This window comes from uncultured Mucilaginibacter sp. (genome assembly GCF_903893715.1).
Lineage (GTDB): Bacteria > Bacteroidota > Bacteroidia > Sphingobacteriales > Sphingobacteriaceae > Mucilaginibacter.
Genome location: NZ_CAITNG010000024.1, coordinates 185208 through 203798 on the forward strand (window position 1 = coordinate 185208; position 18591 = coordinate 203798).

An 18591-nucleotide genomic window follows, 5' to 3' on the forward strand; every position below is an offset into this window, starting at 1 on the left:
CAATTGAACCGCCATGTCCGTTTACAGAAAAATATTTGCCATAGCCTTAGCTTGTTTTATTGGCCATTATGCCATCGCGCAAAGCAATACCGATAAAATTGCCGTAACCACATCGGGCACAGCCAAAGCCTTCCCCTTGGTGAAGGGCAAAAATGCCGCCGCCATCTGGATTGACCCCGCCGATGCTGAAGTGGTGAGCATTGCCGCCAACTGTTTCAGCAACGATATTAAAAGCGTAACGGGTGTCGCGCCAGCAGTCGTGAAAACCGGGATGCCAGCACAATATGCCGTGATAGCCGGTACCATCGGTCATTCAAAAATGATAGACGCCATGATAGCGAACGGCCAGATCGATGTAAGCAAGGTAAAAGGGCAGTGGGAAACCTTCAGCATTTCGGTAGTAAACGCGCCGACTGCAATCATAAAACAGGCACTGGTCATCACCGGCAGCGACCGCCGCGGCACAGCCTTTGGCCTTTTTGAGCTTTCGCGGATGATAGGCGTATCGCCCCTGGTTTGGTGGGCCGATGTTACCCCACAGCATAAAGATGAACTGTATATTACGCCCGGTGCCAGCGTTGTTGGCCCGCCCTCGGTAAAATTTCGTGGCATATTTATCAACGACGAGGATTGGGGTATGCAGCCCTGGGCCGCAAAAAACATGGATAAGGATATTAAAGACATTGGCCCCAATACCTATGCCCATATTTTCGAGATGCTGTTGCGGATGAAAGCCAATTACATTTGGCCGGCCATGCACCCCTGCACCAAGGCATTTTGGTATTATAAAGAAAACCCGGTGGTTGCCGACCGGTATGCCATTGTTTTGGGCGCCAGCCATTGCGAACCCATCCTGCGCGACAATGTTTTTGAATGGGCCGATAATTATCAGAACGAATATGGCAAAGCGCCCGGCGAATGGCGTTATGACCTGAACAAAGACCAAATTGGGGCTTACTGGCAAACCCGCGCCACCGAGGCCGCTAAAATCGACGCGGTATATACGGTAGGTATGCGCGGCATACACGATGGCAGCATGCCCGGCCCGAAATCGAAACCCGAAAAGGTGAAACTGCTCGAAAATATTATTACCGACCAGCGCGATATGCTGTCCAAAACCGACCATAAAGCTGCCGATGATATCCCGCAGATATTTTGCCCCTACAAAGAGGTGCTCGACCTGTACCAAGCCGGTATGAAACTACCCGACGACATTACCATTTGTTGGGCCGACGATAACCACGGTTATATCCGCCAGGTATCAAATCCCGAAGAGCAAAAGCGCAGCGGCGGGAGCGGGGTGTATTACCACCTGTCGTATTGGGGCGCACCGCACGATTATTTATGGTTGGAGTCAACTTCGCCGTCGCTTATCTCCTACGAAATGAGCAAAGCCTACCAGTTTAGCGCTAACAAGGTTTGGATATTTAACGTAGGCGATTTGAAGCCCGCCGAGCAGGAGATACAATTTTCGATGGACCTGGCCTGGGACATCAACAAATGGACACCCGAAAAAGCGCACGAATATCCCAAAGTTTGGGCCGCCGAAACCTTCGGGCAGCAATTTGCCAGGCCGATCGCGGATATAAAAGACAGGTATTATAAACTGGCAGCATCTGCTAAACCCGAGCATGTGGATGTGGTAGCTTTCACCGATAAGGAAATTGACCAACGCCTGGCCGACTACCATAAACTGGCAGCCGATGCCGAAGAACTTGGCAAAAAGATACCCGCCAATTTGCAGGATGCTTATTATGAATTGATACTGTATCCTGTTAAAGGGGCCTGTTTGATGAATGATAAGATATTTTATGCGCAGAGAACATTTACCTTCGCGGATCCGGAAAATGGAAAAAAAGCGAAAGCCGCGTTTGACGAAATAAAGCTGTTGACAAAAAAATACAACGAAGTTATTGCCGGTGGTAAATGGAATGGTATGATGAGCGACCATCCTCGCGATCAAAAAGTTTTTAATATGCCGGCATTAGGGACTGACAGGCATATTGGCAGACAAAAAACTTGTTTTAGAGCCTAAAAGCATTATCCCTGCCAATCAATACATCAACAAAAAAGAAAACACTGGCACCCATATCGAAACCATCAACGGTTTGGGCATTACTGCCAAAGCGGTTACCGTAATGCCGATAGTGGAGAAAAGTTATACCGACCATATTAAAGACGCGCCCTATCTGGACTACAAAGTAAACCTCACCCAGGGAACTAACAGTATCACTGTAAAATGCTTGCCCACGTTCCGATTATACCAGGGTTTTGGGCTGCACTATGCCATATCGGTTAATGGCGATGAGCCGCAGGTAGTAAACATCGATGCGCCGGAAGACAGCAAGGCTTGGAGTGCCAACGTGCTGCGTGGCTACTCCATGGGCCAAACCACTCATCAGGTGAGCAAAGCCGGCGAAGGTATTATCCGTATATATTTACTGGACCCGAGTTTGGTATTGAGCCAGTTAGAGGTGTTTTGATTTTTGATTGCGGATTTGATAGAGAATACTTCGAAAGATAATTCATTATTCTTTTTAAGCTAAGTTTTAACTAAATTTGTTACTATGGAAACAATGATCATAAACGTTCCGGAAACTAAAAGTACACTGGTAAAACAACTACTTAAAGAATTAGGGGTTGAAATACAGGGTCAGGACCGTGCAACCCAATTGGCCAAGGAAATAAGCGCGGCAATAAAGCCCGGCAAAAAGCCCACAATGGATGAAATCGTTGCGGAAGTGAGGGCTGTGCGTTCTAAAAAGTAATAATGACCATTGTTTTAGATTGTAATATCTGGATAACTCTCATTATAAATGACCAGCTTGATTTTTATGGTAAGATTAGAAACGCGGGTTTTGAAATAGCCACTTGTACTCAACTAAGGGAAGAGATAATAAAGGTTTTATCAAGACCAAAGCTAAGCCGGTTTATAAAATCGTTGGCAGTTGATAAAGTTGGTGAATTTCACGACCAAATAACAACTAACTATATTGTAGATGAGATAATCGAAGTCGTAACCGATTTGGACGATAATTATCTGTTTGCTTTATGTCTCAAATCGAATGCAAGGTTTTTTGTAACAGGCGACAAGTTGTTACTTAAAGAAAATCCCTATAAAAACACAGAGATTATTACACTCTCCCTGCTAAAACAAACTTTAGAAAAATAAGAACTCCCATATTATTTGAAACGGGTTCTTAAAACTTATAACAAATATGAATATTCAAACAGCAACATTTGGCAACGGCTGCTTCTGGTGCACCGAGGCTATATTTCAATCGTTAAAAGGGGTTATTTCGGTTAAATCGGGTTATATGGGCGGCAAAACCGATAACCCAACCTATATGGAGGTTTGCAATGGCGATACCGGTCATGCCGAGGTGATACAAATTGAATACGATGCTGATGTATTATCGTTTGATGAACTATTGGTTGTTTTCTTTAAAACCCATAACCCCACCACGCTAAACCGCCAGGGCAATGACGTGGGCACACAATATCGCTCGGCCATATTTTATCATAGCGACCAACAAAAGCAGCAAGCCGAAGCCCTCATTAAAAAACTGACCGAAGAAAAGGTTTTCGACAAACCCATCGTAACCGAAGTTACACCTGCAAGCACCTTCTACATCGCCGAAGGCTATCATCAAAACTATTATAACGATAACAAGATGAAGCCTTATTGTATGTTTGTTATCCAGCCCAAAATGAACAAGTTCGCTAAAGAGTTTTACGATAAAATGAAGCCAGAATACCTTTAGGTGAAACTTAAGTTAAGCTTTTGTTAACAGGGCAAATCATCGGGCAGGGTTGCTTAACTTTATCCGGTAATCATACCCGACTCATGAAAAAAAATATCTGCTCAGCTATCATATTGCTGGCATTGGCTTCCACGTCGTTTGCCCAGTTACCCGGCAAAGTGGCCACCACCAAACAAACCTTATTGCCCAACGGCTGGAAATTAAGCCCTGCGGGTCGCTCGCTGCAATTAGGCGATCTGCCGCTGAACATGCAATTGTCGGCATCAGGCAAGTTGCTGGCAGTTACCAATAACGGCGAGAGCACCCAAAGTGTTCAACTGATAGACCCCAAAAACGAAAAACTGCTCGATGAAAAAATAGTGGGTAAATCGTGGTATGGCCTGGCGTTTAGCTATGATGAAAAGAAAGTGTACGTGTCGGGCGGTAACGATAACTGGATTTTAATACTGGATGTAAACGGCACCAAATTTGGCAAAGCTGATACCATTAAATTGGGCGATGTTTGGCCCAAAGGCAAAATTTGCCCAACTGGTATGGCAGTGAACAAGCAAGGCGACAAGCTCTATACCGTTACCAAAGAAGATAGCTTACTTTACGTTATTAATCCGCAAAGCAAACAGGTATTGCAAAAAGTAAAGCTTACCGGCGAGGCTTATGCCTGCACACTTTCACCCGATGAAAAAACTTTATACATATCCGTTTGGGGCGATGATAAAGTAGCTATTTACAATACGGCCTCAGGTAAACTGACCGAAAGCATAGGCACCCAAAGCCACCCGAACGAGTTATTGCTCAATAAAAAAGGCACCTGGTTGTTTGTGGCCAACGCCAACGATAATTCGGTATCGGTTATCAATACCAAAACCAAAAAAGTTGTCGAAACCATATCGACCACCTTATACCCAACAAAATTGACAGGCTCGACCACCAACGGCCTGGCCTTGTCGGCCGATGAAAAAACTTTATACATTGCCAATGCCGATAACAATTGTTTGGCCGTTTTCGATGTATCGGCACCTGGCAGCAGCCACAGCAAGGGTTTCATACCGGTGGGTTGGTATCCTACCAATGTGAAAACGCTGGGAAGTAAAATTTTGGTAGCCAATGGCAAGGGTTTCGAATCGATGGCCAATCCTAAAGGGCCGCAGCCGCGTGTACGGAATGATGACGGCTCGTATCGTTCCGCCCCGATCCCGCGTAAGGACCAACAGTATATCGGCGGCTTGTTTAAAGGCACTTTGTCGTTTATCAATACGCCCTCGGCCACACAGTTAAAAGCCTATACCAAGCAGGTTTATGCCAATACGCCCTTTAGCACGGCCAAAACCATTACTGCCGATGGCCTTGCCGGCAACCCTATCCCGCGCAAAAAAGGGGATAAATCGCCAATCAAATACGTGTTCTACATCATTAAAGAAAACCGTACTTACGATCAGGTTTTGGGCGATATGACCAAAGGCAACGGCGATACCTCGCTATGTATCTTTGGCAGTAAAGTAACACCCAACCTGCATGCCATTGCCAATGAGTTTGTTTTATTGGATAATTTTTATGTGGATGCCGAAGTAAGTGCCGACGGGCACAACTGGAGCACGGCAGCTTATGCTACCGATTTTACCGAAAAAACCTGGCCTACCAGCTATGGTGGTCGTGGCGGCAATTATGATTTTGAAGGTACCCGTAAAGTTGCCTATCCGCGCGATGGCTTTATCTGGGATTATTGCCAACGTGCAGGGGTGAGCTACCGTACTTACGGCGAGTTTGAAGAAGATGGTAAAGGAACCTTAAAATCTTTAGAGGGGCATGTTTGTCCCCAATCGCCCGGCTTCGACTTGAATATTACCGATCAATATCGCGAAAAGGTATGGGCGCATGATCTGGATTCGTTGATTGCAAAAAATGCGGTACCGCATTTAAGTACCATCCGCATCTCGAACGACCATACCAGCGGGCAGGCAAGAGGTAAAATAGCCCCCGATGCCGCTGTTGCCGATAACGACCTGGGCGTGGGGTTGCTGATTGAACACCTATCGAAAAGCCCGATTTGGAAAGAATCGGTAGTTTTTGTGTTGGAAGACGATGCCCAAAACGGCCCCGACCATATTGACGCGCACCGCTCACCCGTATTTGTAGCCGGTGCTTATGTTAAACGTAATGCTGTTATTCATAACATGTACAGTACATCGGGTGTAATGCGCACCATCGAGCTGATATTAGGCCTGCCGCCCATGAGCCAGTATGATGCCGCCGCAACACCTTTATTTGCTTGTTTTAATAACAAGCCGGATATGACTCCTTATGTAATGAAAGCACCGCAAATTGATTTGAACAAACGCAATGTGGCCGTAAACACCAGCAGTAAACGGTCGGAGATGTTTAACCTTGCAAAAGAAGATGCCGTACCCGACCGCGACCTGAACGAAGTGATTTGGAAATACATGAAAGGTGAAGACGCGGTACTGCCAGCCCCTAAACGCAGCGCATTTATTGTGCCGATAAAGAAAAACAAGGATACCGACTAAGGTTTTCTTTAAAAATTGCAAGATCAAAGGGCGTCTTATTAAAAGAGGCCTTTTGCATTACATAGAATTGGTATCTTTATCGCTCATAAACCATCTGCATTATGACGACTATCGAAAATGAATATTTAAGGGTTTCCATCAGGCCTCAGGGTGCCGAATTGACTTCGGTGTTCAATAAAAAAACCAACACCGAACATTTATGGGATGCCAACCCGGCTATTTGGCCCTGGCACGCACCCAACCTGTTCCCTATAGTTGGCGGCCTGGTTGATGATACCCTGCATATTGACGGTAACACGTATCACATGACGCGGCATGGTTTTACGCGCACATCCACATTTAAAAAGATAGAAAGCGCCCGCACACACGCCAAATATGTACTAAATTTTAGCGAGGATACATTGGCGGCATACCCCTATAAGTTTGAGTTTCAGATATTGTATGATTTGATAGACAATGCCCTGCGCGTGAGCTATAAAGTGGTTAACCACGATGACAAAACCATTTATTTTTCGGTAGGGGCACACCCGGCCTTTAAAGTACCCTTTAATGCCGGCGAAGCTTACGAAGACTATTATCTTGAGTTTGAGCTAAGCGAACCATTGGAAACGCACCTGCTGTCGTCAACCGGTAACTTTGACGGGCAGAAAGCACGGGTACCGCTAACAAACAAAAAACTGGCGCTTACACGTGAACTTTTTGCGAATGATGCCCTTGTATTTAAACATATCCGTTCGCGCGAAGTATCACTAAGGAGCACTAAAAACGATAACTTTCTATCTGTTGAATATCCTCATTTTAATTACCTCGGCATCTGGGCCAAATACGGCGCTGATTTTGTGTGCATCGAGCCTTGGCTGGGCTGCTCGGACACGGATGGCAAAATAACCGATATCAAACAAAAAGAAGCCATTCAACGGGTAGACAAAGGTCATGTATTTGAGGTTGAATACTTCATCAAAACCAACTATTGAGTTGTTTCTTCGAAAACTTTATTGAGCGGCTCGATTAATTTTATTGAGAAATTTTTATTTTAGTGCATCACTAAACTGAAAGGATATCATGAAAATTAATTTTTATTTTTTCGTGGCGGCTATGATGCTGATGCTGGCTGTAACCACAACTAAGGCCGCAACCCCCGTGCCATCAACCTGGAAATCGTACAGCAAAGAAGAGGTGAAAGCCATGACGCTTGATCAGCAAAAGGAACGTGTGGTTGAGATAAAGGCCCGTATTGCCGAAATAAAGGCGATGGACAAATCGACATTGACGAGCGCAGACAAGAAAGAACTGCGCACCGAATTAAAAAGCATGCGTGCCGAAATGAAGGCCATGAACGCCGGAGTCGGCGGTGGTGGGATATACCTTTCGTACGCGGCAATCATCATCATCCTGTTGCTGCTGATACTGATATTGAAATAGTTTTTTCAACTATTTAAGCTCTTTCGCAATTTGTGCAAACAATTTGGTTAATGAAACCTTGTATAGTCAGTAAATTAACTAAACTATACAAAACCATGAAAATTAACCTGTATTTATTTGTAGCGGCATTGATGCTTATATTCGTTACAACAACAACAAAAGCTGCAACGGTTGCTCCATCGGCCTGGAAATCATACACCAAAGAAGAGGTGCAAGCAATGACCCTCGACCAACAAAAAGAACGCGTGGTGGAGATTAAGGCCCGTATTGCCGAAATCAAGGCAATGGACAAGTCGACATTGAACAGCGACGAAAAGAAAGAATTGCGCTCCGAATTGAAAAGCATGCGTGTTGAAGCCAAATCGATGAATGCTGCCGCAGGCGGTGGTGGTATTTACCTTTCGGTGGGTGCTATTATCATTATTATTTTGATACTCATCCTCTTACTACACTAAAAATATTTTTTTAGTTTTTATTAAGCCGACCTGTTGATGCAGGTCGGCTTTTTTTGTGATGGTGCAAAAACATTTAATCGGCTACACTAAACGTTACCGGGTCATGGTCGCTTACCAGCATATCTACAATCCTCTCCAGATCCGGGCAGTTTTGGGCGGTTTGCTTTCCGGCGGCTACCAAAGCTTGTAAGTTGGCCGCCGAGGCATCATCCATCTCCACATCGGCCGAGCCGAAATTTGTGGTTTGTATCCGGATGTAATTTGTGCCGTCGCTTTCTGCGGTAAACATCTTTGTCATTTCATAATCCGCCACTTCTGAAGCGCCCGCCATCAGGATATCGATAACAGGTTTTACCCATCCAACAGCGCCCCAGTTTTTAGCTTCGGTGTACGGATAAGCCACCTGGCGCGTGCCGGTACCAATAGACACCACGAACATATCTTTTGCCACCGGTTGGCCATCCGAATTTCGCACTTCCGAATAGGCGCACAGCGCCGGGTTATTGGCAAACATACCGCCATCCACGCAGGCGTAAGCCTGACCGGCTATGGATGTGATGAGTTCTGGCGGAAAATACGTAGGCGCGGCCGATGTGGCCCGGCAAACATCATTTACATAAAAATCACCCGCGGGGCCAACCTTGGCCAGGTCTTGCTGGGCGAAGAATTTGCCTTCGCGGTTCTGTATGTCGTATGCCGGTATAATGCATGGCTTTAAAAGCTGGCTCAGTTTAATGTTGCCGAAATATTTAGCGAGGCAATCTTCTATGCCGGTAGCTTCGTATTTCGGTTTAGCAACACCATCTAACGACTCTGCAATGTAAAGCGGACTTCTGCCAAAAATAGTTGATCCGTTCTGCAGATACAGATTAACTGCCTCCTGGGCCGAAAATTTTGCCTTTTTAGGGTCGTCATCAGCCGGACACAACATAATGCAGGACCTGTGCTGGTGCCGGCAAAAAAATCGAAGTAGTCGGCTATACGGGCATCAGGGTTGCCTGTTTTTGCCTGTATTTTTGCCTCGAGCGCTACCAGTATTTGGCCGGGTATAATGCCACGTATACCGCCGCCGTCAATGGATAATATTTTTTTCATGGTTTATAATAGGTTTTGATTATTTATAGAACCAATATAGAAAATATTATGATAACTACTTATTTATATTATTTATTCGATATTTTTAATTTGTTAGCTTTAAGCCGGTAATTTTCAGCACATAGGCATAATCGCAAGGTTTTTCCGTTGGGAATTTCACGTGCAGTCCCGCACCGTCCTGCGTAAACGTTAGCTCGCCCGGGTGGCCCAGCAATTCCACCTTTGTTATTTTCCCTTTCGGCGCCGCGCCTGTTGCAAGCGAAGTAACCAGGGCTTCATCATCCGGCCATTTCATTACGGTTGCGTAAAGGGTATTGCCACGGGTGGTAAAACGGATATCGCGCGGGGTATAGCCCTTGTGAGGCAAGCCACCACCGCTAACCGATGTGCTGCTTACGTTTTGCCCGTTGATGCGCCCGGCAAAACCCTTAGCGCGGGCGGCTGTCATTGCCACGGCCGCCGAGTCAGCAGCCGGGCCTTCGCCATATTTTATCCATGGGCGCGAGTAATATATCGCTTCGCCATTAATATCGAGCCAGTGCCCTATAGCTAATAATACGTCTTGCTGCTCCTGTGGGATGGTCCCATCTGCCTTTGGCGATATATTAAGCAGCAGGTTACCGTTTTTGCTCACGTTCTCCACTATCTTCCAAACAAACTGGTTGGCGGGGTAAGGATGCTGCTCCTCTACATAACCAAACTTATTGGTAATCGGATCATCGGGCTGCCATACCCAATCAACCAGTTCTATCGGCGAGCGCCCCTCGCGCTCGTAGTCCATGATCTGGCCCGATACCCAGGCCGCCCCCTTAGCGCTGATGCCCACTTCTTTGCCCCATTTCTTCGCGGTGTTAAAGTAGTAGGAGGCAACGCGTATTTTGAGCGGGTCCCATTTATGGTCGGTACTCATATCAAACCAAAGCATATCGGGATGGTATTTGTCGATGGTCTCAATACGTTTTGCTACCCAGTTGTGCATAAATTGCACACGGGCGCTGTCGCTCCTGTCGGCAACATTGTAAAAGTTGGCCCATTTTGGGTCGTATTCGTCGCTGCCCGGTAAGGCGGGGATAAACTCGAAATGGAAGGCCGAATGGTCGGAAATGCCTGTTTTTAGGCCAACTTTTTGGAGCGCTTTAATAAGGTCGCCATCCAAATCGCGATGTGGACCATAGTTAACGGCATTGTAAGGGTTTATCTTACTGTCCCAATTCGAAAAACCGTCGTGGTGTTCGCCGGGCGCGAGTACGTATTTGGCGCCCGCCTTTTTGAATAGGGCGGCCCAGGCATCCGGATCCCAGTTGGCGGCGGTGTACATGGGTAAAAAGTCTTTATAGCCAAACTTGGTTGGCGGACCGTAATGCTCGGTATGCCATTGCATAATGCCAGTGTTGCCGCCATACATATAGCGCACATACCACTCGCTGCCGTGGGCCGGAACCGAGTAAATACCCCAATGCATCATAATACCAAATTTAGCATCACGGAACCACTCCGGGTCTTTGTAGCTTTTTTCAATCGATTCCCAGGACTCACCAAAAGGGCCTGCTGGTGGCGCAGGTATTCCTTTTAAGGCGGCTGCTACCATTTCGGGGGTGTCTTTGGGCCGGGCACTTGCCGGCGCTGCGGCACCTGCAACGGCGGGCTCTTCAACGGGCAGGGTAGGAGGTTTTACAGGTGTGGTTTGGGCTGTCGCCGAAAGGTATGTTCCAAACACCAGGAACAGGGCAAAAAGTTTTTTCATTTGCTTGGGATAATAATTGGTATCACAAAATAAAGCGGTAAGGAAACAGTATCCATCATGTACCGTGCTGATAGGGAACTACCAAACTTGTTTTTTAGCCATGGCCATTATTGTAAATTTATTGCGAGCAATGTGCTATCCGGAAATAAATTTTCAAATTTACCACATGAAGAATAAAGGTGTGTTAAGCTTGTTCGCGTTAAGCTGTATTTTGGCTGCTTGTACGGCTTATAAAAAGAATAAGGCTATTGTTAAAGACACCCGCCATTATATGGCTGATAGCTCGGCCACCAAAGAGACCGTGATACTGTTTTATAACCTAAAGAAGAGCGCCGAAAAGCAGGTGTTGTTCGGGCATATGGAAGACAATATGAATGGCTATAGTGGCTGGACAAGCGGAACAGGAAAAAGTGATGTATACGATGTAACTGGTGTTTACCCGGCTATGTATGGGTTCGATTTTGGGCCGGTAGCGTCATTAAAGCGGGGAAAATACAGCGATGAACAGCTAAAGCACACGCACGATCAGGTAATAGAGGCCTATCAGCGGCATGGCGTAATCACTTTTTCGTGGCATTGTAATAACCCGGTATCAAAAGGGAGTTTTTATTGGAAAGATTCGCCCGTAAACGCGGTGAGCGAGATACTGCCCGGCGGGGCATACAATAAAGTATTTGCCGAAAGCCTTACCAAAATTGCCGATTTCGCTAATAATGCCAAATATAAGGGCAAGCTGATACCCATAATTTTCAGGCCCTGGCACGAGTTTGACGGCGATTGGTTTTGGTGGGGGAGATCGCATTGCAGCATTGAGGAGTATAAGGCGCTTTACCGCTATACGGTTACCTATTTGAGAGACACCATGCATGTAACGAACTTTTTATATGCCTGGTCGCCCGATTGTAACTTCAAATCGCGGCAGCAATATACCGAGCGTTACCCCGGTAATGCTTACGTTGATGTGCTGGGTATGGACGATTACTCGGACCTGAAACAAGGTAAATCGCCGGATGTGGCGGCTTCGAAGCTTCAACTGATTACCAATATGGCTGCAGAAAGCCATAAAATAGCCGCATTTACTGAAACCGGACTCGAAAACATCCCACAGGCCGATTGGTATACCACTATGCTGTTAAAAGCAATGAAACAAGGCCATACGCAGTTGGCTTACGTGATGGTATGGTCGAACAGGCCCAAATCATATTGGACACCTTATAAAGGTCATCCCGCGGAAGCGGATTTTGTAGCTTTTAAAAATGACCCGCTGTTGGTTTTTGGCGATAAGGCGGGCGATTTTTATAAGTTAAGCGGTAATTGAAAGCGGCAAATTTATTTTGCCCTTTGGGATGTAGAGCCATTGGCTCAACCTTATATGTAAATTTATGCGGTATTACTTTACGATCATCAGCTTTTTCTTTTCTGTTAATCTGTTTGCGCAAAACAACCCGGTTATCCCGGGCTGGTATGCCGACCCGGAAGGGATAAAGTATGGAAATACGTATTGGATATTCCCGACCTATTCGGCAACGTACAAGAAGCAGGTGTTTTTTGATGGCTTTTCATCGACCGACCTGGTACATTGGACGAAGCATCCCCGCATATTGGATACATCGGCCATAAAATGGGCAAAACGTGCCATGTGGGCACCATCTGTTTTGCAGAAAGGCGGTAAATATTATTTCTTTTTCGCTGCGAATGATGTGCACCAGGGCGAGTTAGGTGGAATAGGTGTTTCGGTTGCTGACAAGCCCGATGGCCCCTACTGCGACCTGTTGGGCAAACCGTTAATCAGCGATATAGCCAACGGCGCTCAACCCATCGATCCGTTTGTGTTTAAGGATAGTGATGGCTCGTACTATATGTATTATGGAGGCTGGGGGCATTGCAACGTGGTAAAACTGAAAGACGATTTTAGCGGTATTGTGCCCTTGCCCGATGGTACCTTGTATAAAGAGATAACCCCCAATGGCTACGTGGAAGGCCCGTATTTATTGCTGCGCAATGGTTGGTATTATTTTATGTGGTCGGAAGGGGGCTGGGGTGGGCCCGATTATAAAGTGGCCTATGGCATGTCGCGCTCGCCATTGGGTCCATTTAAACGTTTGGCAATGGTGCTGGAGCAAGACCCTGAGATAGCTACCGGCGCGGGGCACCATTCGGTAATTCACTCTGTTAGCGATGACAAGTATTATATCGTTTATCACCGCCGCCCCTTAGGCGAAACCGGCGCCAACCACCGCGTGGTATGCGTTGACGAAATGAAGTTTGATAAGGACGGGTTTATTATCCCGGTGAAGATGACGAAATAAAGTATTTCACGACAACCTATTGGTTTTTAAAACTTTATGTGTAGGTTTAATAAACCAAAACTCAAAAATATGAAAAAACTATTGATTGGCCTGGCTATAGGCAGCTGCTTTTTGGCAGCATGCAACAGCAAAACGGCTTCAACAAGCGGTACCGACAGTACCCTTATCAAAAACAAAGCTACGGCGATTAAAGCCGATATGGCTTTTTTGGCCAGGGATGCCGATGGGTTGTACAAAGACTGTGATACCAATTATGTTGAATACGGTAGCGGTGAAATGAAACCCATAAAGAACTTGGACACGCTAAAAGCCGGGTTAAAAGCCTTTTATGCATCGTACACAAATTTAAAAGGGGAGAACCTGCATGCTTATGCCGACAGTAACACCGTAATCATCACAGGCGATTGGAGTTCGACCTTTAGCAAGGATTATATGAAAAGAAAGGCAACCCAAAAAACTACGAAAATATTTGATGCCGATATTTTCACTTTTAACCCTAACGGTAAAATAGCTTCTCACAAGGCCATTCAATCGAACATAGCTTACTTGTATTACGAGGGCTCGCCATTGCCGCCTTTAAAATAAGGAGATCGATTTGGAATAATTTTTAGCCCGCCCGAGTGTAAAGCCTTGGCGGGTTTATTTGTAAATCTTTTTGGTTATAAGCCAGTGCAAAGCGATACTTAGGTAAAACGTTGCAGGCAGCACGCTATGATGAGGAATTATTTAGCTATCAAATTACCAGCTACTGTTAGTGCAATTAGCATAACAGCGCTTAAGGCGATAATGAAGTATAGTGATACCCCCAGATCTTTTACCGTACGGCCGGGTTTTAATATCGCTTCTGTAACCGGCTTCACAGTTAATGTCGATACTGATACCAATAGCAAGATGCCAAGCGCCAGTTGAAAACCAATAAAGCTGCCATGTTCAACTTCGCCATTATAAAACTTAGTGAACTGGAACAGGCAAAGTAAATTCCATATTACCAAAAGGGCTATTGCAGGGAAGGTTTTTATAGGAAAACGGCCATTGGTTTGAAAACTATCAATACGCTCTTCAACATCTCCGGGCAATTTTTCGTTATTAGTCAAGAATCCGGTTAGGTTAATGAACTCAATCAGATTACGTGTATTTTCGGTTGTTAGAAAAATAACATTCGCCGGGTAGCCAGCCACTTTATGCACAATCTTTATACCCATACGCGTAAAGAACTGTCCAGGTTCGACAGACACAATATCCGACGGCCGGAAACATAGGTTGCCTATTAAACCTGCATTAAGGTCTAACTTGTTTTTGTTTACAGTCAGTTTAGCCAGAGGCCATTAAGCGTGGAACATCCCAATCCGCGCACCGCCTGTTAACTCCAGATCATCCATATTTAAAATTATGTCATCGCTATAAAGCTATGTAAAACATGGGCAGTAACCAACTGCTTCATTTTATTTCTGTAAAACAAAACCCGCGGATAGCTAAGGCATTATTTGTGATGCGATTAATTGACATTGCACAACCAATTATTAAAATTATAGGCTGTATTTGGAGATGACCACAGTTTTTCTTATCTTGTATAGATTGGTAAACGTAAAGCAATCAATGAAGAGGTGATTTCTATGGGTCGAAATATTTCTTACGAAATCCCCCCCTGTGAATGAAATTGGGTCATTGGAAAATTCGTTAGAGAGGATGACCGATGAATTTTTTAAATACTTCCTACTTTTTCCCCCCTGCCCGGGCAAGGGAAGATAGGCCGGGAATTTTATCTTTGCATAAAACCGATACAACAAATGGAGCTGCTTACATACGATAACCATGTTTTTGAAAACATAGACTATAAAGGGCAGGTAATAAGGGGAGTAGAGTTTCAGGATTGTACATTTAGGGCTTGCAACCTGGCCGACAGCAGCTTTTTGCAGTGTAAATTTTTGGATTGCTCTTTTGATAGCTGCAACCTTTCGCTAACAAAGCTGACTAAGTCGACCTTGAGCAATGCCCTGTTTAAAAACTGCAAGGTGTTGGGCGTTATCTTCAGCGATTGTCAGGATATGCTGTTTAGTCCGGCGTTTGAAGGTTGCTTGTTGGATTACTCTTCGTTTATGGGCAAAAAGATGATAAAGACGGTGTTCAAACGCACCTCGCTGAAAGAAGTGAACTTTACGAGGGCTAACTTGTCGGGCGCGGTGTTTAACAATACCGATTTGATGGGGGCTGTGTTTAACCAAACGGACCTATCGGCAACCAATTTGGCCGATGCTTACAACTATAGCATCGACCCGGAATTGAATAAACTGAAGAAAGCTGTGTTTTCGACCAGCGGCCTTTACGGGTTGTTGGAAAAGTATGATATCAAAATTGTTTAACCATCCACATGAAAAACAACCTGCAGCAACAGTTTGGGAATATCGATATTTACCTGTTCGACCAGCTACTGAAAGGTACCTATGCCGGGGTTAAAACCGTGTTGGATGCCGGCTGTGGTGGCGGGCGCAATTTGGTATATTTTCTGCAAAATGGTTATGAGGTTTGGGGAATTGACCCTAACCGGGAGGCATTGGAGGCGGTAAAGGAACTCTCACAAATGTTGGCGCCGGAAAACCCGACGTCCAACTTCATAATGGCACCATCAGAAAACCTACCGTTTGAAGACAGTTATTTCGACTTGGTGATCAGCAGCGCGGTATTGCATTTCGCGCAAAGCCAAACACATTTTGATGCCATGCTGCAGTCGATGTGGCGGGTATTGAAACCGGGCGGATATTTGTTCGCGAGGCTGGCATCAGACATTGGTATCGAAACCCTGATAAAGAGCCTTGCCAATGGACGCTACCTGTTGCCCGATGGCTCGGAACGCTTTTTAGTGAATCAGGAAATGTTGCTGAACTATACCAAAATGCTAAACGCACGTCTGCACGAACCGATAAAGACCACCAACGTACAAAACATGAGGTGTATGACGACCTGGTGCATGCAGAAGCCTGACCTGTAAAATCAACTATATGAAAAAGCCACTTGATATCGATGCGTATATAGCCAACTTTCCGAAAGATGTTCGAGACCTGCTTGAACAAATGAGAGCTACAATTAAAGCCGTTGCCCCCGAGGCAACAGAAGTAATAAGCTACGGTATGCCAGCGTTCAGGTTTGGCGTGGGTATTTTGGTTTGGGGCGCATACCCATCATATCGGCTTATACCCCCGGGTTTCGGCCATCCAAGCATTTAAAAAGGAGCTGTCGGCTTATAAATGTTCAAAGGGGGCCATTCAATTCCCGCTCAACGACCCTTTGCCGATAGCCCTGATAACCGGGATAGTGAAGTTTAGGGTGGCAGAGAATTTGCAAAGGGTGCAGGATAAAAAGAAGTAGATATTTAGTAGATTGCAATTAAAAATAAGGGACATGCCGACGACCAAAACAGATGTGATAAAGGCAGAAAGAGACTTGACTTTTGCCAACTTATCCGAAGATGACCGCTTACGCCGCGATATATACCGTTCGGACAAGGAGAAGTTTTTATTGCTGGTGCAGATGTTTCGAAATAACGCCTTATACAAAAGAGCGAAAGTAACCCATAAACCGTAGCCTTATGGACATGCTCGACGACGAGTTGCTTCGTTTCTGGAAATACCTCGGTGAATACCATGTAAATTATATCATGGTTGGCGGTGTTGCCACACGGTTTCACGGTTTTAATCGTGCTACAGACGATTTGGACATATGGTTGGAAGACACATTGGACAACCGCAAGAATTTACGTGCAGCCTTTAAAGCCCTTGGTTATGGTGATTTCAAATCTATAGAAACCATGGAGTTTGTTCCCGGATGGACGAGTTTCTACGTTGGTTCATCAATTGAGTTGGATATAATGACAAGCATGAAAGGTTTGGAAGATATGACTTTTTCGGATTGTCATAAGCAAGCCTCCGTAGTTGACATTGATGGAGTCAATATTCCTTTCCTTCATATTAACCAGTTAATACAGAATAAGAAAAGTGTGAACAGGCCTAAAGACCAGATAGACGTGGTGGAGTTGGAGAAGATACGAAAGATAAGGGAAACAGGCAATTAGCAGTCATAGCATTTGATTTATTAGGATCAAATATTAAATGCACCGGCAACCGTAGAAAGAGTCTAAATTAAGTGACACTCATCATTGTCTACGCTTTAGTTTATCAGCAATTTCGACAACAAAATCTGCTGTATGTTAAAGTGCTCTGTCCGGTTAATTTTGTCATTGGCCATGCTCATCATCCCCTGTAGTAGTGTCTGTGGCCAAACCATAAGCCACTTCTCGATTGAACAGGTTTATCAATTGGCTCAAAAAAACTATCCGCTAATCAAACAGCGCGATTTGATAGCCAAAGCAAGCGATTATTCAGTTTCGAACGCGGCCAAAGGCTACTTGCCGGCATTGGTTGTAAATGGCCAGGCAACGTACCAGTCAACAGTAACCAGTTTCCCGTTTACCGTGCCTGTTCCGGGCTTTACCTTACCAACTTATAGCAAAGACCAATACCGGGTTTATGGTGAGATAGATCAGGTAGTTTTCGACGGCGGGACCATCAAAAACCAAAAGCAATCCGCCAGGGTAAACGGCATTATACAGGAACAAAACCTCGAAGTAACCTTGTATGCCCTGTACGACAGGGTAAACCAACTGTTTTTCGGCACCCTGCTTATCAACGAACAACTGAAGCAAAACGACTTGTTGAAACAGGATATCCTGAATGGCATAAGCAAAGCAAAAGCATTGGTTGCGAATGGTACAGCCTATCGCAGCAGTGTTGATGAGCTGGAAGCGCAGCTTTTACAAGCGCAACAGGCAATGGTTGAATTAAAGGCGGGCAAAAAAGCTTACCTGTCTATGCTCAGCTTGTTTATCAATTCGCCGCTCGATGAAAGCTGCATATTGGACAAGCCTGCACCACCCGCTTACACCGACGACCGCGTAACCCGGCCCGAGCTGCTGGCCTACGACCTGCAAAAGCGAAACTACGACCTGCAAAGACAAATGCTCAACATACAATTGCTACCTAAATTCGGTTTCTTCGCCCAAGGTGGTTATGGGCGGCCGGGCTTAAACTCGCTCAATAATAACTTTGCCTGGTATTATATAGGCGGCTTAAAGCTGAGCTGGAATTTTGGTGGCCTCTACACGCTTAAGAACCAAAGGCAAATACTCGGCATTGACAAAACATCGTTGGATGTACAAAAGGAGACCTTTTTGTTCAATACCACCCTCACCCAAAAGCAACAACAAGCCGATATTGAGAAATACAACGA

The 18591-nt window shown here is 45.4% G+C and carries 22 protein-coding genes; 19 read left to right on the forward strand and 3 right to left on the reverse strand.

Annotated features, from left to right (window positions below; all coding sequences use genetic code 11):
- The first annotated feature begins 13 nt into the window (after positions 1 to 13).
- From QZX97_RS03555 to QZX97_RS03595, 9 genes are all read left to right on the forward strand, one after another.
- A complete protein-coding gene (locus tag QZX97_RS03555) occupies positions 14 to 2035 on the forward strand; it encodes a glycosyl hydrolase 115 family protein (RefSeq protein ID WP_295653692.1) in 2022 nt (673 codons plus the stop codon).
- Complete coding sequence (locus QZX97_RS03560; protein WP_295653695.1) at positions 2004 to 2483, forward strand: hypothetical protein; 480 nt, start codon at positions 2004 to 2006, stop codon at positions 2481 to 2483. The genes QZX97_RS03555 and QZX97_RS03560 overlap by 32 nt, the downstream gene beginning before the upstream one ends.
- Positions 2484 to 2567: 84 nt before the next feature.
- The gene (locus QZX97_RS03565; RefSeq protein WP_295653697.1) at positions 2568 to 2768 is read left to right on the forward strand and encodes a hypothetical protein; all 201 of its coding nucleotides are present in this window, start codon (positions 2568 to 2570) and stop codon (positions 2766 to 2768) included.
- A 2-nt stretch (positions 2769 to 2770) separates the two neighbouring features.
- On the forward strand, positions 2771 to 3172 hold the full coding sequence (locus QZX97_RS03570) for a putative toxin-antitoxin system toxin component, PIN family (RefSeq protein ID WP_295653699.1): 402 nt from the start codon (positions 2771 to 2773) through the stop codon (positions 3170 to 3172).
- Positions 3173 to 3218: 46 nt separating this feature from the next.
- On the forward strand, positions 3219 to 3764 hold the full coding sequence (gene msrA, locus QZX97_RS03575) for a peptide-methionine (S)-S-oxide reductase MsrA (protein WP_295653701.1): 546 nt from the start codon (positions 3219 to 3221) through the stop codon (positions 3762 to 3764).
- Positions 3765 to 3847: 83 nt separating this feature from the next.
- On the forward strand, positions 3848 to 6286 hold the full coding sequence (locus tag QZX97_RS03580) for a bifunctional YncE family protein/alkaline phosphatase family protein (protein WP_295653702.1): 2439 nt from the start codon (positions 3848 to 3850) through the stop codon (positions 6284 to 6286).
- 101 nt (positions 6287 to 6387) lie between these two features.
- Positions 6388 to 7260, forward strand: a complete 873-nt coding sequence (locus QZX97_RS03585) for an aldose 1-epimerase family protein (RefSeq protein WP_295653704.1) — start codon at positions 6388 to 6390, stop codon at positions 7258 to 7260.
- 88 nt (positions 7261 to 7348) lie between these two features.
- On the forward strand, positions 7349 to 7708 hold the full coding sequence (locus QZX97_RS03590) for a hypothetical protein (protein ID WP_295653706.1): 360 nt from the start codon (positions 7349 to 7351) through the stop codon (positions 7706 to 7708).
- A 95-nt stretch (positions 7709 to 7803) separates the two neighbouring features.
- Positions 7804 to 8163, forward strand: a complete 360-nt coding sequence (locus QZX97_RS03595; RefSeq protein WP_295653708.1) for a hypothetical protein — start codon at positions 7804 to 7806, stop codon at positions 8161 to 8163.
- A gap of 73 nt (positions 8164 to 8236) precedes the next feature.
- On the opposite strand, the gene QZX97_RS03600 is transcribed toward QZX97_RS03595, so the two are convergent.
- Together QZX97_RS03600 and QZX97_RS03605 are read right to left on the reverse strand one after the other, a co-directional pair.
- A complete protein-coding gene (locus QZX97_RS03600) occupies positions 8237 to 9094 on the reverse strand; it encodes a patatin-like phospholipase family protein (protein ID WP_295653710.1) in 858 nt (285 codons plus the stop codon).
- 249 nt (positions 9095 to 9343) lie between these two features.
- A complete protein-coding gene (locus QZX97_RS03605) occupies positions 9344 to 11002 on the reverse strand; it encodes an alpha-L-fucosidase (protein ID WP_295653712.1) in 1659 nt (552 codons plus the stop codon).
- A 166-nt stretch (positions 11003 to 11168) separates the two neighbouring features.
- Between QZX97_RS03605 and QZX97_RS03610 the strand changes: the two genes are divergently transcribed.
- The 3 genes from QZX97_RS03610 to QZX97_RS03620 all read left to right on the forward strand — a co-directional run bounded on the left by QZX97_RS03610 (position 11169) and on the right by QZX97_RS03620 (position 13896).
- On the forward strand, positions 11169 to 12320 hold the full coding sequence (locus QZX97_RS03610; protein WP_295653713.1) for a glycosyl hydrolase: 1152 nt from the start codon (positions 11169 to 11171) through the stop codon (positions 12318 to 12320).
- A 64-nt stretch (positions 12321 to 12384) separates the two neighbouring features.
- Positions 12385 to 13311, forward strand: coding sequence for a glycoside hydrolase family 43 protein (locus tag QZX97_RS03615; RefSeq protein WP_295653714.1), 927 nt, complete (start codon positions 12385 to 12387; stop codon positions 13309 to 13311).
- A gap of 69 nt (positions 13312 to 13380) precedes the next feature.
- Complete coding sequence (locus QZX97_RS03620) at positions 13381 to 13896, forward strand: nuclear transport factor 2 family protein (RefSeq protein WP_295653716.1); 516 nt, start codon at positions 13381 to 13383, stop codon at positions 13894 to 13896.
- Positions 13897 to 14033: 137 nt separating this feature from the next.
- Here QZX97_RS03620 and QZX97_RS03625 read toward each other — a convergent pair whose 3' ends face one another.
- Positions 14034 to 14513 (reverse strand): hypothetical protein, encoded by a 480-nt coding sequence (locus QZX97_RS03625; protein ID WP_295664178.1) that lies wholly within the window; start codon positions 14511 to 14513, stop codon positions 14034 to 14036.
- Between the two features lie 585 nt (positions 14514 to 15098).
- Between QZX97_RS03625 and QZX97_RS03630 the strand changes: the two genes are divergently transcribed.
- The 7 genes from QZX97_RS03630 to QZX97_RS03655 all read left to right on the forward strand — a co-directional run.
- Positions 15099 to 15671, forward strand: coding sequence for a pentapeptide repeat-containing protein (locus QZX97_RS03630; protein WP_295653719.1), 573 nt, complete (start codon positions 15099 to 15101; stop codon positions 15669 to 15671).
- A gap of 8 nt (positions 15672 to 15679) precedes the next feature.
- Positions 15680 to 16297 carry a class I SAM-dependent methyltransferase gene (locus tag QZX97_RS03635; protein WP_295653721.1) on the forward strand — a complete coding sequence of 206 codons (618 nt, stop codon included), beginning with the start codon at positions 15680 to 15682 and terminating at the stop codon, positions 16295 to 16297.
- A gap of 10 nt (positions 16298 to 16307) precedes the next feature.
- Positions 16308 to 16532: a DUF1801 domain-containing protein gene (locus QZX97_RS03640; protein ID WP_295653722.1), complete on the forward strand. Its 225-nt coding sequence runs from the start codon at positions 16308 to 16310 to the stop codon at positions 16530 to 16532.
- Positions 16453 to 16674 (forward strand): DUF1801 domain-containing protein, encoded by a 222-nt coding sequence (locus tag QZX97_RS19050; protein ID WP_363151854.1) that lies wholly within the window; start codon positions 16453 to 16455, stop codon positions 16672 to 16674. Before QZX97_RS03640 ends, QZX97_RS19050 begins: the two co-directional genes overlap by 80 nt.
- Positions 16675 to 16707: 33 nt before the next feature.
- Positions 16708 to 16890: a hypothetical protein gene (locus QZX97_RS03645; protein WP_295653725.1), complete on the forward strand. Its 183-nt coding sequence runs from the start codon at positions 16708 to 16710 to the stop codon at positions 16888 to 16890.
- Positions 16891 to 16894: 4 nt separating this feature from the next.
- Positions 16895 to 17377, forward strand: a complete 483-nt coding sequence (locus tag QZX97_RS03650) for a hypothetical protein (protein ID WP_295664181.1) — start codon at positions 16895 to 16897, stop codon at positions 17375 to 17377.
- Between the two features lie 132 nt (positions 17378 to 17509).
- On the forward strand, positions 17510 to 18591 hold a 1082-nt coding region (locus QZX97_RS03655), incomplete at its 3' end, for a TolC family protein (protein WP_295664184.1).